Below are 12,771 nucleotides of genomic sequence, written 5' to 3' on the forward strand. Positions count from 1 at the left end.
AGCTGACTTTCAAGGTTTTCGGGCTTCACAGCGGCGGTTGCGGCTGTAAACTCCGCGGCAAAGCGTGGCGTTGGCCATCCCTGAACGAGGTAAAAATCCATGCGTGTTCTGCTCGTCGAAGACCATCTGCAACTGGCCGAAAGCGTTGCGCAGGCGCTCAAGAGCACCGGTCTGACCGTGGATGTTTTGCACGATGGCGTGGCTGCCGACCTGGCGCTGGGCAGCGAGGAATACGCCGTGGCGATCCTCGATGTCGGCCTGCCGCGCATGGACGGTTTCGAGGTGCTCGCGCGTTTGCGCGCACGCGGCAAGAATCTGCCGGTGTTGATGCTGACGGCGCGCAGCGATGTGAAGGATCGCGTCCATGGCCTCAATCTGGGCGCCGACGATTACCTTGCCAAACCGTTCGAACTGACTGAGCTGGAAGCCCGCGTCAAAGCCTTGCTGCGGCGCAGTGTGCTCGGTGGCGAACGCCAGCAGCGCTGCGGCGTGCTGGCCTACGACCTCGACACCCGACGCTTCACCCTCGGCGAAGAGTTGCTGACGTTGACGTCCCGCGAGCAAGCGGTGCTGGAAGCGCTGATTGCCCGGCCGGGGCGGGTAATGAGCAAGGAGCAACTGGCGTCCCAGGTGTTCGGCCTCGACGAAGAGGCCAGCCCCGATGCCATCGAAATCTACGTGCACCGCTTGCGCAAGAAACTCGACGGCCAACCGGTGGCGATCGTGACGTTCCGTGGTCTGGGTTATCTGCTGGAAAGTCGCGATGCATAAGCCCAGCAGCCTGCGCTGGCGCTTGCTGTGGAACCTCGCATTGCTGCTGGTGGTGCTGATGCTCGCCAGCGGCTTGAGCGCGTACTGGAATGGTCGCGAAGCCGCCGACACCGCCTACGACCGCACGTTGCTGGCCTCGGCGCGAACCATCGCCGCCGGCCTCTCGCAACGTGACGGTACATTGAGCGCCGATGTGCCTTACGTGGCACTCGACACCTTCGCTTACGACAGCGCCGGGCGGATTTACTATCAGGTCAACGATATCCATCAGAAGCTGATTTCCGGCTACGAAAACCTTCCCGGCCCGCCGCCGGGAACGCCGCGAACGGACAGTTATCCCGCGTTGGCGCGGTTCTACAACGCCACCTACCAAGGTCAGAACGTGCGCGTGGTCAGTCTGCTCAAAGCGGTGAGCGAGCCGAACATGAATGGCATGGCGGAAATCCGCGTCGCCGAAACCGACGAAGCGCGGGTGAGCATGGCACGCAGCCTGGCGGCCGATACCTTGCTGCGCTTGGGCATGTTGGCGATTGGTGCGTTGTTGCTGGTCTGGTTCGCGGTCAGTGCGGCATTGCGCCCATTGGAGCGTTTGCGCACGGCGGTGGAAGAGCGTCAGCCTGATGACCTGCGTCCGCTGCCATTGGTTGAAGTGCAGCATGAGCTGTGGCCGTTGGTGCGCGGCCTCAACCATTTCACCGAGCGCTTGCGCGGGCAGTTCGAGCGGCAGGCGCAGTTCATTGCCGATGCCGCCCATGAGTTGCGTACGCCTTTGGCAGCGCTGAAGGCGCGGCTTGAATTGGGCCTGCGTTCCAATGATGCCGAGGTCTGGCGTTCGACGCTGGAGTCCTCGGCACAAAGCACTGATCGCCTGACTCATCTGGCCAATCAGTTGCTGTCGCTGGCGCGGGTCGAAAACGGCGCCCGGGCGATTGCCGAGGGCGGCGCGCAGTTGCTCGATCTGAGTCAGTTGGCCCGAGAGCTGGGCATGGCCATGGCGCCACTGGCGCACAAACGCGGGGTGGCGCTGGCGCTGGAGGCGGACGAACCGGTCTGGCTGCGTGGTGAGCCAACGTTGTTGAATGAGTTGCTTAGCAATTTGGTCGACAACGCGCTGGCGCACACGCCACCGGGCGGCAATGTGATTCTGCGGGTGACGGCGCCGGCGGTGCTTGAGGTTGAAGATGACGGGCCGGGCATTCCGCTGGAAGAGCGCGATCGGGTGTTCGAGCGGTTCTACCGGCGCAATCAGCAGGTGGCGGGTTCAGGGCTGGGACTGGCGATCGTCGGCGAGATCTGCCGGGCGCATCTGGCGCAGATCAGCTTGCATGATGGCGAGCAGGCGGGTTTGAAGGTGCGGGTCAGTTTTATTGCCGGGTGATTTGCAGTGTCTGTTCTGGCGCAATCGCTAGCAGGCTAGCTCCCACAGAGGGAATGCATTCCACTGCGGGAGTTAGCTGGTATGTAGTTCTTTTGTGGGAGCTAGCCTGCTAGCGATGGCAGCACTGAGGTCCTGGATCAGTAAAACATCGTCCGCGATTCTTCCAGGTCTTCACACAGCGCTTTGTTCTCCGGATCAATCCCGAGTTTTCTGAACGCCGGCACACTCAGCGGATCAATCCGCGCAAATGGGTGATCAGTGTCCTTGTGGCAATACAGGCTGGCCACCTGCACCAGATCGACATAGTCAATAGCAGTCGAGTCGCGCTTGAAGTCCTGATAGCGCCCGGGCAACTCCACCAATCGTTCCGGAAACTCCCACACGCGTAGCAACTTGTCGCCCAGCAACGGGTGAATATGGTCGATCACATGGTTGAGGCTGACCGGATCCGATAGCAGCTCATAGTGATCTTCGGCGTAGGTCAGAATCGGCAGCACGCCGATCTGATGCACCAGTCCACCAAGTGCTGCCTGATCGGGCTTGAGTTGCGTGTAGCGGCGGCACAACGCGTAACTGACCCCGGCAATTTCCAGGCTCTTGCGCCAGACTTCGCGCATCTTCTGTTCCACCACTTCGGAGCGAGCGTGGAAAATCTGCTCCATCACCAGGCCGATCGCCAGGTTGCTGCTGTAGTTGATGCCCAGCCGGGTGATGGCGGTGTGCAGGTCGGTGACTTCCTGGGCGGCGCGCAGCAGCGGGCTGTTGACCACTTTGATCAGGCGCGCAGACAGCGCGGTGTCACGGCCGATCACTTTGCTCAGGTCGCTGACGCTGATTTCCGGATCTTCAGCGGCCTTGCGAATCTGCAGGGCCACTTCCGGTAACGTGGGCAGAACCAGGTCATCTTTATCGATGGCCGCAACCAAATCCTGTTGGACTTTTTCCGCCAGTTCGCTCATTTAAACTCTCTAGGGTGTTGCAACAAATGCTGCGATCAGCGCTGGATTTCGCGGTCGCGATCCAGTTCGTAAGGCAGGTCGAGCAGATGCAGCGCGGGACCTTCGAGGGTGCCCAGATGCAAATCACCGGCTTCGACAGCTTCGGCCTGCAGCACCGCCAGGAGTTCAATGTTTTGTCCGGCATGGGCGGCCAGTACCACTTCACCGATGGAGCTGTTGTGGCTTGGCGCGAACAATTGCGTACCTGGCTCCGGCAAATCAGCAGCGTCCAGGCTCAAGCGATACAGACGACGTTTGAGTTTGCCCAGGTATTGCATGCGCGCGACGATTTCCTGGCCGGTGTAGCAGCCTTTCTTGAAACTCACGCCGCCAACGGCTTGCAAGTTGAGCATTTGCGGGATGAACAGCTCGCGGGTGCTTGGCATGACCTGGCCGATACCGGCGCGGATCTGGCCCAGCAGCCATTGATTCAGCTCGGCTTCAGGCAGGGCGGCGGACAATTTGGCTTTGATCGCGTCAGCCTGATCGGCCGGGGCCCAGAGTTCGGCGCGGTCGGGCGAGACGCGAATCGTGATCAGGCCTTCGTTGCGCACAACACTGTCGGTTTCCGCCGGCAGGTCCAGGCCGAGGCTGGTCAAGGCAGTGTCGCCATGCTCCAGGCCGAAGCGTACCCACGCGGCGCTTTCGTCGGTCAGTTTCGATTTGGAGAACACCGCGTACTTTTTCAGGTCCGCCAGTTGCGGCTCGAGCAGCTCGCTGGCCATCGCCAGGACCACACCATCGCCTTCGAGCAGAATGCGGAAGCTCGACTGCATCCGGCCTTTCTGCGTGCAGCGGGCGCCGAGGCTGGCGCGATTGTCGCTCAGGTAATTGAGATTGCAGGTCAACTGGCCTTGCAGGAATTTTCCGGCATCCGCGCCGCGAACCGCGAGAACGCCTTCATGAGACAGGGTGCAGAAAAAAGCAGAATCGGCCATGGGTCATCGCAGGGTAAATAGACTGGGGCACATCATAAGGGGGCATGGTTGAAATGGGTAGTTGATAAAGGATCGGTGGTGCCCGACCAAAGCCGACTGTGCGACCCGCCTCGGGGCTGTATACTTGCCGCCAAATTTGAGGAGGGCTCCATGGTCGAACAAGTTGAACTGAATCGCCTCTTTTGGCACAGCCGTCGCGGCATGCTTGAGCTTGACGTACTGCTGGTGCCGTTCGTGCAGGAGGTTTACGCGACGTTGAACCAGGTGGATCGCGATCTGTATGTCCGTCTGTTGACGTGCGAGGATCAGGACATGTTCGGCTGGTTCATGGAGCGCAGCGAGTCTGAAGATCCGGAACTACAGCGCATGGTTCGCATGATCCTGGACCGTGTCCAGCCCAAGTAATACGTTCGAATGCCGCTGGCATGCCTCACGGCAGTTGCTGGCGGCGTATCTGTTGGCCCAGGCGTTCGCACTGGGCTCCTTGTTTCTGCTTTCGATTCCACTCTGGGCCAGTCTACTCGGGGCTTGCGCTTGCCTGCTTCACGGGATTCGGGTGTTGCCACGGCAGATTCTGCTGAGTCATCCCAAGGCATTTCGCGGATTGCGCCGTGACGCCGATGGCTGGCAGTTGTGGAATCAGGCGCAGGGCTGGCAGGCGGTACAACTGCGCCCGGACAGTCTCGCGTTACCGCTGATTGTGGTGTTGAGGTTCAGGCTGCGCGGGGAATGGCGGGTCAGATCAATCTGCGTGCCACGGGACTCGCAGGCGGCGGATCTGCATCGACGCCTGCGAGTACGGCTCAAGTTCAGCCGACGTAGGTGGGCGGCACCAGAATAGTGTCGAGCGCCTCGGGCAGCAGGTCGGGATAGTCGAGGGTGTAATGCAGACCGCGACTTTCCTTGCGCTCCATGGCTGAGCAAATCATCAGTTCGGCGACTTGTGCCAGGTTACGCAGTTCGATCAGATCGCGGCTGACCTTATAGTTGCTGTAGAACTCGTCGATCTCGTCCAGCAGCAGACGCACGCGGTGCTGCGCCCGTTGCAGGCGCTTGTTGGTACGCACAATGCCGACGTAGTCCCACATGAAACGCCGCAATTCATCCCAGTTGTGCGCGATGATCACGTCCTCGTCCGAATCGGTCACCTGGCTGGCGTCCCAGGCGGGCAGGGCGTTGGGCGCAGCTACATCGTCCAGTTGCGCGAGGATGTCTGCCGCCGCTGACCGGGCATAGACAAAGCATTCCAGCAGCGAATTGCTGGCCATGCGGTTGGCGCCATGCAGGCCGGTGAAGCTGGTTTCACCGATGGCGTACAGACCGGGTACATCGGTGCGGCCGTTCTGATCGACCATCACGCCGCCGCAGGTGTAATGCGCGGCCGGGACGACCGGGATCGGTTGCTTGGTGATGTCGATGCCGAAACCCAGGCAGCGCTCATAAACAGTCGGGAAGTGACTTTTGATGAACGCTTCGGGTTTGTGGCTGATGTCGAGATACACGCAGTCGACGCCCAAGCGCTTCATTTCGTGGTCGATGGCCCGGGCGACGATGTCGCGCGGTGCCAGCTCGGCGCGCTTGTCGAAGCGGGACATGAAGCGTTCGCCATTGGGCAGCTTCAAATGGGCGCCTTCGCCGCGCAGGGCTTCGGTAATCAGAAAACTCTTGGCCTGCGGGTGGTACAGGCAGGTCGGGTGAAACTGGTTGAACTCCAGGTTCGCCACGCGGCAGCCCGAACGCCAGGCCATGGCGATGCCGTCACCGCAGGCGCCGTCGGGGTTGCTGGTATAGAGGTAGACCTTGGCGGCACCGCCCGAGGCCAGAATCACGAAGCGTGCGCCGTAGGTGTCGACTTCACCGGTCTTGCGGTTGAGTACGTAGGCGCCGAGGCAACGTTCGCCGTCCATGCCCAAGCGCCGTTCGGTGATCAGGTCGACGGCAACCCGCTGCTCCAGCAGTTCGATGTTCGAACGCTCTTTGGCCTGGGCCAGCAGGGTTTTGAAGATGGCCGCGCCGGTGGCATCGGCCGCGTGGATGATGCGTCGGTGGCTGTGGCCGCCTTCGCGGGTCAGGTGGAATTCGAACCCACCATCTTCAGTGCCTGACTGATCGTCGCGGGTGAAGGGCACGCCTTGATCGATCAACCACTGGATGGCTTCGCGGCTGTGCTCGACGGTGAAGCGCACGGCGTCTTCGTGGCACAGGCCACCGCCGGCGTTCAGGGTGTCATCGACGTGGGATTCGACAGTGTCGGTATCATCCAGCACGGCAGCGACGCCGCCCTGGGCCCAATAGGTGGACCCGTTGGCGAGATCGCCTTTGCTTAATACGGCAATGCGCAAATGACCTGGCAGGGTCAGCGCGAGACTCAAACCGGCAGCACCGCTGCCTATGACCAGAACATCATGTTGGAATTGTTGGCTCATTACAGGATTCCGCTCAAAGCGACCCGGGTCGGGGGTGGTGCAAGACAGCTGGATCGGCGAGTCAAGACAGCCACACAGCCCACTAGTATATAGAGGGGGGGAGCGGCACAATAGCCGGGCCGATATGGCATTGTGAAACTACTGTGACCGAAAAAACCGTGTGCTTCGTCGGAAGTTTTTCTGACCCGTTTGGGGGGAAGGCGACTGTATCGGTGCTGAAACAGCCTTTTTCTGCACAGGGTTGCCCAATGTCAGGTGGTGACGGCTATAAATAATTGGAACTTTTGCCAAAGGCCTAAGATCAATAGTCGGTGCCAGAGATAAGGGACAGTGTCGGCTTCAGTGCGGAATCTGCGGTTGGATTCCTGCCGGCGAAACCGATGACAAGATTATTCGCGCAGCCGGTTTATCCCGAGCTGCGTTTTTCGTGCGTGCCAAATCAGAGCTCGCAGGAAACTTGCCTGGAGGGGGAGAACTTTTGCGAAAAGCCCGAGTCTATGTTTGCAAGTCTGGTCGTTTAGTTATGCAAGTCTCCTTCGGGCTTATCGAGGAGTGTTCATGCTAACCCAGGAAGAGGATCAGCAGCTGGTCGAGCGCGTTCAACGCGGCGACAAGCGAGCTTTCGATCTGTTGGTGCTGAAGTATCAGCACAAAATTCTCGGGTTGATCGTGCGTTTCGTGCACGACACCCATGAAGCCCAGGACGTGGCTCAGGAAGCCTTTATCAAGGCGTATCGAGCGCTTGGAAATTTTCGCGGTGACAGTGCGTTTTATACGTGGCTCTACCGCATTGCCATTAACACGGCGAAGAATTACCTGGTTTCACGCGGCCGCCGGCCGCCGGATAGCGATGTAAGTTCCGAAGATGCAGAGTTCTACGATGGCGATCATGGCCTCAAGGATCTCGAGTCACCAGAACGTGCACTGCTGCGGGATGAGATCGAAGGCACTGTCCATCGAACCATTCAGCAACTGCCAGAAGATTTGCGTACGGCTTTAACTTTACGTGAGTTCGATGGTCTGAGTTACGAGGACATTGCGAGCGTCATGCAATGTCCGGTGGGTACCGTGCGCTCCCGGATTTTCCGCGCTCGGGAGGCCATCGATAAAGCCCTGCAGCCGTTGTTGCAGGAAAACTGAGACAGCGGCGACAGCCAAGAGAGGAACGCCATGAGTCGTGAAGCCCTGCAGGAATCGCTGTCCGCAGTGATGGATAACGAAGCGGACGAACTGGAATTGCGTCGAGTGCTCAACGCACTGGATGATGTTGATACCCGTGAGACCTGGGCTCGTTACCAGATCGCTCGGGCAGCCATGCACAAGGATCTGCTGCTTCCACGTCTGGATATCGCTGCGGCAGTGTCTGCTGCACTGGAAGACGAAACGGCTCCGGCCAAAGTATCTCGCAGCCCATGGCGCAACCTGGGCCGTCTGGCTGTTGCAGCCTCGGTGACTGTTGCCGTTCTGGCCGGTGTTCGCCTGTACAACCAGGACGAAATCGCGGGTGTCGAATTGGCTCAGCAATCCAATCAGCCAACCCTGGCCACTCCGCAGGTCAAAGGTCCGGCAGTTCTGGCTGGCTACAGCGAGAGTTCGGAAGCGACTGGCCCTATGGCCAACGGCGTACTGCAAGGTCAACCAGGTTGGCACGATCAGCGTCTGCCAGGCTACCTGCGTCAGCACGCTCAACAGGCTGCACTGAAAGGCACTGAAAGCGCGTTGCCATACGCCCGTGCAGCAAGCCTGGAAAACCGTTAAGGAGGATCATGCGCGCCATACCTCTACTTTCGCTTCTGCTCAGTGGCTGGTTCGTTGTTCCAGCCCATGCTAGTGAGGCCCAGGACTGGTTGACCCGTCTGGGCCAGGCCGAGCAGCAGCAAAGCTTTCACGGCACTTTCGTTTACGAGCGTAACGGTAGTTTTTCTACCCACAACATCTGGCATCGCGTCCAGAATGGCCAGGTCCGCGAGCGTTTACTCCAGCTCGATGGTTCGGCGCAGGAAGTCGTGCGCATTGATGGACGTACTCAATGCGTCGGCGGCACCTTGATTGCCGGACTGGGGGATTCTCCTAGCACGGCCGCTCGTCCTCTCGATCCGCAAAAGCTGAAAAACTGGTATGACCTTGCCGTCATCGGCAAATCGCGCGTGGCTGGGCGAGACGCAGTGATCGTATCGCTGACGCCTCGCGATCAGCATCGCTACGGTTTTGAATTGCATCTGGACAAGAAAACCGGCTTGCCGCTGAAGTCGTTGCTGCTGAACGACAAGGGGCAGTTGCTCGAACGCTTCCAGTTCACCAGTCTGGATACTGACCAAGTCCCGTCGGATAAGGATTTGCAGGCTGATGCCGACTGTAAAGCGATAACGCTCGACAGTGACAAGGCATCGGCGGCCAAGACCGCTCAGGTCTGGCATTCGGACTGGCTGCCGCCGGGTTTTGAACTGACCAGCAGCACCTCGCATAAAGATCCGGAAACCAAGACTCAGGTTAACAGCCTGATGTATGACGACGGTCTGGCGCGTTTCTCGGTGTTCCTCGAGCCGTTGAACGGTGCGACGGTTACCGATACCCGCACTCAGCTCGGTCCGACCGTTGCCGTTTCCCGTCGCCTGACCACGCCCGAGGGCGAAATGATGGTCACGGTGGTTGGCGAGATCCCGATTGGCACCGCCGAACGAATTGCTCTGTCGATGCGTAATACCGATGGCACTGCAACCAGCAAGCAGTGAGCTGATTTCAGTCATTACCACTTCTTCGTTGAGACGTAGATGAAATGTTTGCTGAGCATTTTCATTTGCAAATACCCCGAAAATTTTTTATAGGTCAGAGCCTCACGGCTCTGGCCTTGTTTGTTGTTCCCGGAACAAAAATGCCGGTCGGTGGTTTCCGGTGTTCCTTGCTCCATATCGCTTAACCCTGCTCGTCGTAACGGGAGCTGTATGTCGATACCAAGTTTGAAATCCTATCTCTCCATTTTCGCCACTGTGCTGTTGCTCGGTCAGGCGGTGCCTGCTGCGCAAGCGGCCGATCTGCCTGACTTCACCCAATTGGTCGAACAAGCTTCGCCAGCCGTGGTGAACATCAGTACCACGCAGAAACTGCCGGATCGCAAAGTGAACCAACAGATGCCTGATCTGGAAGGCTTGCCGCCGATGCTGCGCGAGTTCTTCGAACGTGGCATGCCGCCTCAGCAGCGTTCGCCGGGCGGTGGTGGTCGTCAGCGGGAAGCGCAGTCGCTGGGTTCGGGCTTCATTATCTCCCCGGATGGCTACATCCTGACCAATAACCACGTGATCGCCGATGCCGACGAGATCCTCGTCCGCCTCGCCGACCGCAGTGAAATGAAAGCCAAGCTGATCGGCACCGATCCACGCTCCGACGTGGCCTTGCTGAAAATCGAAGGCAAGGACCTGCCTGTGCTCAAACTGGGTAAATCCCAGGATCTGAAAGCCGGGCAGTGGGTTGTGGCAATCGGTTCGCCGTTTGGCTTCGACCATACCGTGACTCAAGGCATCGTCAGTGCCGTGGGCCGTAGCCTGCCAAACGAAAACTATGTGCCGTTCATTCAGACCGACGTGCCGATCAACCCAGGTAACTCCGGTGGTCCGCTGTTCAACCTGAACGGTGAAGTGGTCGGCATCAACTCGCAGATCTACACCCGTTCGGGCGGATTCATGGGCGTGTCGTTCGCGATCCCGATCGACGTGGCGATGGACGTTTCCAATCAGTTGAAGAGCGGGGGCAAGGTCAGCCGCGGCTGGTTGGGCGTGGTCATCCAGGAAGTGAACAAGGATCTGGCCGAGTCGTTCGGTCTGGATAAACCGGCCGGCGCGCTGGTTGCACAGATTCAGGATGATGGTCCGGCAGCGAAGGGCGGCCTGCAAGTCGGCGACGTGATCCTGAGTATGAATGGGCAGCCGATCGTCATGTCGGCGGATCTGCCGCATCTGGTCGGAGCACTGAAAGCTGGCGCCAAAGCCAATCTGGAAGTGATTCGTGAAGGCAAGCGCAAGAATGTCGAACTGACGGTTGGCGCGATCCCGGACGAAGACAAAGAGCTGGATGCGCTGCCGAAGTCCGGTACTGAAAGCACCAGCAACCGCCTCGGAGTGTCGGTGGGCGAGCTGACCGCCGAGCAGAAGAAAACCTACGACCTCAAAGGTGGTGTGGTGATCAAGGAAGTGCAGGACGGTCCTGCGGCCCTGATCGGTCTACAGCCAGGTGACGTGATCACGCACTTGAACAATCAAGCCATCGGCTCCACCAAGGAGTTCGGCGAGATTGCCAAGGCGCTGCCGAAGAATCGTTCGGTGTCGATGCGCGTTCTGCGTCAAGGTCGCGCCAGCTTCATCACCTTCAAGCTGGCTGAATAATCCAGCGGCAGGGTAAAAAAGAAACCGCCTCGAAAGAGGCGGTTTTTTTATGCGTGAAGCTTTTGTCTGGATGGCAGGAGGCTTAGCCCATCATGTCCTTGATCATTCGCTCCTGCTCCATCAGCTCACGCTGGCGGGCATCGATTCGCGACGACAGCGGGAAGTTGCTGCCCGCCTTGCGCTTGGCAAAATCGAGTTGCTGGATCGCTTGGCGATAATCACCAACCAACGCGAAATACTCGGCGCGCGCCTGATGCAGGCCAATGATGTTGCCGGACAAACCACGGGTTTCGGCGACCTGATACCAGACGTCCGGATCATCCGGGCGTGATTTGAGTAACGCTTCCAGGGCCTTCTCGGCATCTGGTGCGCGATTCTGTTTCAGAAGCAGATCCACACGAACCTGGTTAAGCGGATAGTTGCCCGGATATTGCGTGAGCATCCGGTCAACCCGCGATTGCGCGTCGGGCAAACGATTATTGGTGATGTCGAGATCGACCTGAGCGAGGTTGTAGATGATTTCGTTTGGCGACGTCGCGAGCAATTGCTTGAGATTCTCGCGCGCCTCATTCAACTGACCGCCCTTGATCTGCGCAATCGCCAGGCCGTAGCGCGCCACGTCGTTTTTCGGGTTTTCATCCAGCTGCGCACGGAAACGCTTGGCGCCCAGGCCAGGGGTTTCTTCGTAGATCAGCTGCACGCGCGCGCGGATCAATTGATAGCGCTTGGAGTCTTCAATGCCGCCCGGTCTGGCCTGCTCGGCACGGTTGCGGGTGTCGGCAATCCGCGATTCGGTTACCGGGTGAGTCAGCAGGAATTCCGGCGGCTTGGCATCGAAACGATATTGACGCATCAGGCGTTCGAACATGGTTGGCATCGAGCGCGGGTCATACCCGGCCTTTTCCAGATTGAGGATGCCGATGCGGTCGGCTTCCTGTTCGTTCTGGCGGGAAAAGGTGCGTTGCGACTGAATCGCCGCTGCCTGCGTACCGGCGATGGTCGCAATCCCGGCATCGCCGCCTCCGGCCGCCGCAATGACGATCCCGGCCAGCAGCGCGGCCATCATCGGCACCTGCATCCGTTGCGAAGCCTCTACACCACGAGCAAAGTGGCGTTGCGACAAGTGCGCCAATTCGTGCGCCAGTACCGAAGCGTATTCGCCCTCGGTCTGCGCATTGAGGAACAAACCACCGTTGACCCCGACCACGCCACCCGGCGCCGCGAAGGCGTTGAGTTGCGGGCTGTTGATCAGAATGAATTCAAGGCGTCGGTCAGTGACTTGACTGGTCTCCACCAGCTTGTACACGCTGGATTCGACGTAGTCCTTGAGCTGTGGGTCGTTGAGTTGGGAAACCTGGCTGCGCAACATCGCCAGCCAGGCGCGGCCCAGCTGATATTCCTGTTGCGGCGAGACAATGGCAGAACTGGCGTCGCCGAGTGACGGCAGATCGTCGGCAAAGCCTGGTGAGGCGAGCAGGCAAGCGAGCGTCAGCAGGGTAGGGCGCAGAAAAGTCATGCACAGAGCCTTAGAAGACAAAGACCTTACTGTAGCCGGACACCGGAGCTGCGACCAGATATTCTAGGCAGCTCGACGACCTGAACCGGAGTGACGCAATGACTGACGCTGTAGCCCATGACGTGGAACTGGACGCCAGTGGCCTGAATTGTCCGTTGCCGTTGCTCAAGGCAAAAATGGAACTCAACAAGCTCCAGAGTGGCGCAGTCCTCAAGGTCATCGCGACCGACGCGGGCTCACAGCGCGACTTCCGCACCTTTGCCAAGTTGGCCGGTCATACGCTGCTGCGCGAAGAAGACGAAGCAGGCGTCTACCGTTACTGGTTGAAAAAGGCCTGAAACCGACAGCGTTAAATCTAAGGATTATTG

Annotated in this window: 13 protein-coding genes; 9 read left to right on the forward strand and 4 right to left on the reverse strand. The window is 59.3% G+C overall.

The window, feature by feature from the left end:
• The first annotated feature begins 99 nt into the window (after positions 1 to 99).
• Positions 100 to 771, forward strand: a complete 672-nt coding sequence (locus BK670_RS20560; RefSeq protein ID WP_007911422.1) for a response regulator — start codon at positions 100 to 102, stop codon at positions 769 to 771.
• Entirely contained in the window at positions 764 to 2,149 is a 1,386-nt protein-coding gene (locus BK670_RS20565; RefSeq protein WP_123452410.1) for a sensor histidine kinase, read from the forward strand. Before BK670_RS20560 ends, BK670_RS20565 begins: the two co-directional genes overlap by 8 nt.
• A gap of 137 nt (positions 2,150 to 2,286) precedes the next feature.
• Here the strand turns inward: BK670_RS20565 and BK670_RS20570 are convergent, their stop codons facing one another.
• Together BK670_RS20570 and ygfZ are read right to left on the reverse strand one after the other, a co-directional pair.
• Positions 2,287 to 3,108, reverse strand: a complete 822-nt coding sequence (locus BK670_RS20570; RefSeq protein WP_123452413.1) for an HDOD domain-containing protein — start codon at positions 3,106 to 3,108, stop codon at positions 2,287 to 2,289.
• Positions 3,109 to 3,143: 35 nt separating this feature from the next.
• Complete coding sequence (gene ygfZ, locus BK670_RS20575; RefSeq protein WP_123452415.1) at positions 3,144 to 4,085, reverse strand: CAF17-like 4Fe-4S cluster assembly/insertion protein YgfZ; 942 nt, start codon at positions 4,083 to 4,085, stop codon at positions 3,144 to 3,146.
• Positions 4,086 to 4,235: 150 nt separating this feature from the next.
• Here ygfZ and BK670_RS20580 point away from each other — a divergent pair, with 150 nt between their 5' ends.
• Complete coding sequence (locus BK670_RS20580) at positions 4,236 to 4,490, forward strand: FAD assembly factor SdhE (protein WP_007911418.1); 255 nt, start codon at positions 4,236 to 4,238, stop codon at positions 4,488 to 4,490.
• On the forward strand, positions 4,474 to 4,926 hold the full coding sequence (locus BK670_RS20585) for a protein YgfX (protein WP_123452417.1): 453 nt from the start codon (positions 4,474 to 4,476) through the stop codon (positions 4,924 to 4,926). The genes BK670_RS20580 and BK670_RS20585 overlap by 17 nt, the downstream gene beginning before the upstream one ends.
• Here the strand turns inward: BK670_RS20585 and nadB are convergent.
• Entirely contained in the window at positions 4,895 to 6,511 is a 1,617-nt protein-coding gene (gene nadB / locus BK670_RS20590; protein ID WP_123452419.1) for an L-aspartate oxidase, read from the reverse strand. The genes BK670_RS20585 and nadB overlap by 32 nt on opposite strands.
• Before the next feature lie 558 nt (positions 6,512 to 7,069).
• Between nadB and rpoE the strand changes: the two genes are divergently transcribed.
• The 4 genes from rpoE (at position 7,070) to BK670_RS20610 (ending at position 10,887) form a co-directional block, all read left to right on the forward strand.
• Positions 7,070 to 7,651 (forward strand): RNA polymerase sigma factor RpoE/AlgU, encoded by a 582-nt coding sequence (rpoE, locus tag BK670_RS20595; RefSeq protein WP_003172477.1) that lies wholly within the window; start codon positions 7,070 to 7,072, stop codon positions 7,649 to 7,651.
• 30 nt (positions 7,652 to 7,681) lie between these two features.
• Positions 7,682 to 8,269: a sigma-E factor negative regulatory protein gene (locus BK670_RS20600; RefSeq protein ID WP_034153146.1), complete on the forward strand. Its 588-nt coding sequence runs from the start codon at positions 7,682 to 7,684 to the stop codon at positions 8,267 to 8,269.
• A gap of 8 nt (positions 8,270 to 8,277) precedes the next feature.
• The gene (locus BK670_RS20605) at positions 8,278 to 9,243 is read left to right on the forward strand and encodes a MucB/RseB C-terminal domain-containing protein (protein ID WP_123452422.1); all 966 of its coding nucleotides are present in this window, start codon (positions 8,278 to 8,280) and stop codon (positions 9,241 to 9,243) included.
• 210 nt (positions 9,244 to 9,453) lie between these two features.
• Positions 9,454 to 10,887, forward strand: a complete 1,434-nt coding sequence (locus BK670_RS20610) for a DegQ family serine endoprotease (RefSeq protein WP_034153148.1) — start codon at positions 9,454 to 9,456, stop codon at positions 10,885 to 10,887.
• A gap of 82 nt (positions 10,888 to 10,969) precedes the next feature.
• On the opposite strand, the gene BK670_RS20615 is transcribed toward BK670_RS20610, so the two are convergent.
• Positions 10,970 to 12,403, reverse strand: coding sequence for a M48 family metalloprotease (locus BK670_RS20615; protein ID WP_123452424.1), 1,434 nt, complete (start codon positions 12,401 to 12,403; stop codon positions 10,970 to 10,972).
• Between the two features lie 98 nt (positions 12,404 to 12,501).
• Here BK670_RS20615 and BK670_RS20620 point away from each other — a divergent pair, with 98 nt between their 5' ends.
• Positions 12,502 to 12,741 (forward strand): sulfurtransferase TusA family protein, encoded by a 240-nt coding sequence (locus BK670_RS20620; RefSeq protein ID WP_007911399.1) that lies wholly within the window; start codon positions 12,502 to 12,504, stop codon positions 12,739 to 12,741.
• The last annotated feature ends 30 nt before the right edge of the window (positions 12,742 to 12,771 follow it).

It is taken from the genome of Pseudomonas fluorescens (assembly GCF_003732425.1).
Lineage (GTDB): Bacteria > Pseudomonadota > Gammaproteobacteria > Pseudomonadales > Pseudomonadaceae > Aquipseudomonas > Aquipseudomonas fluorescens_BE.

Excerpts from the sequence above, each read along its gene's own strand:
- BK670_RS20565 (WP_123452410.1), top strand. The coding sequence starts at position 764 with ATGCATAAGCCCAGCAGCCTGCGCTGGCGCTTGCTGTGGAACCTCGCA.
- BK670_RS20605 (WP_123452422.1), top strand. The coding sequence starts at position 8,278 with ATGCGCGCCATACCTCTACTTTCGCTTCTGCTCAGTGGCTGGTTCGTT.
- BK670_RS20615 (WP_123452424.1), bottom strand. The coding sequence starts at position 12,403 with ATGACTTTTCTGCGCCCTACCCTGCTGACGCTCGCTTGCCTGCTCGCC.
- BK670_RS20600 (WP_034153146.1), top strand. The coding sequence starts at position 7,682 with ATGAGTCGTGAAGCCCTGCAGGAATCGCTGTCCGCAGTGATGGATAAC.
- BK670_RS20560 (WP_007911422.1), top strand. The coding sequence starts at position 100 with ATGCGTGTTCTGCTCGTCGAAGACCATCTGCAACTGGCCGAAAGCGTT.
- BK670_RS20620 (WP_007911399.1), top strand. The coding sequence starts at position 12,502 with ATGACTGACGCTGTAGCCCATGACGTGGAACTGGACGCCAGTGGCCTG.
- nadB (WP_123452419.1), bottom strand. The coding sequence starts at position 6,511 with ATGAGCCAACAATTCCAACATGATGTTCTGGTCATAGGCAGCGGTGCT.
- ygfZ (WP_123452415.1), bottom strand. The coding sequence starts at position 4,085 with ATGGCCGATTCTGCTTTTTTCTGCACCCTGTCTCATGAAGGCGTTCTC.
- rpoE (WP_003172477.1), top strand. The coding sequence starts at position 7,070 with ATGCTAACCCAGGAAGAGGATCAGCAGCTGGTCGAGCGCGTTCAACGC.
- BK670_RS20610 (WP_034153148.1), top strand. The coding sequence starts at position 9,454 with ATGTCGATACCAAGTTTGAAATCCTATCTCTCCATTTTCGCCACTGTG.
- BK670_RS20580 (WP_007911418.1), top strand. The coding sequence starts at position 4,236 with ATGGTCGAACAAGTTGAACTGAATCGCCTCTTTTGGCACAGCCGTCGC.
- BK670_RS20570 (WP_123452413.1), bottom strand. The coding sequence starts at position 3,108 with ATGAGCGAACTGGCGGAAAAAGTCCAACAGGATTTGGTTGCGGCCATC.